Consider the following 413-nt stretch of genomic DNA (forward strand, 5'->3'; position numbering starts at 1 on the left):
ATCACCGCGCTGGCGGTCGGCTCGCTGCCGGCGCCCTTGCCGTAGTACAGCGTGGTGCCCACGGCATCGCCCTGCACCATCACCGCGTTCATGGCACCTTCCACGTTGGCGATCAGGCGCTTGGCCGGCACCAGCGTGGGGTGCACGCGCAGCTCAATGCCCTTGGCGGCGCGCTTGGCGATGCCCAGCAGTTTGATGCGGTAGCCCAACTGTTCGGCGTACTTGATGTCGGCCGCGCCCAGCTGGGTGATGCCTTCCACGTGGGCCTTGTCGAACTGCACCGGGATGCCGTAGGCGATCGCGCTCATCAGCGTGGCTTTGTGTGCGGCGTCCACGCCTTCGATGTCGAAGGTCGGGTCGGCTTCGGCGTAGCCCAGGCGTTGCGCTTCTTTCAGCACCACGTCAAAGTCCAG

The 413-nt window shown here is 66.1% G+C and carries 1 protein-coding gene; it reads right to left on the minus strand.

Annotated elements, in window-relative coordinates:
• Window positions 1–413, minus strand: a 413-nt coding sequence (locus HA630_RS00365) for a homoserine dehydrogenase (RefSeq protein ID WP_166832006.1), incomplete at both ends; no start/stop codon positions are given.

The organism is Aquabacterium sp. A08 (genome assembly GCF_011742065.1).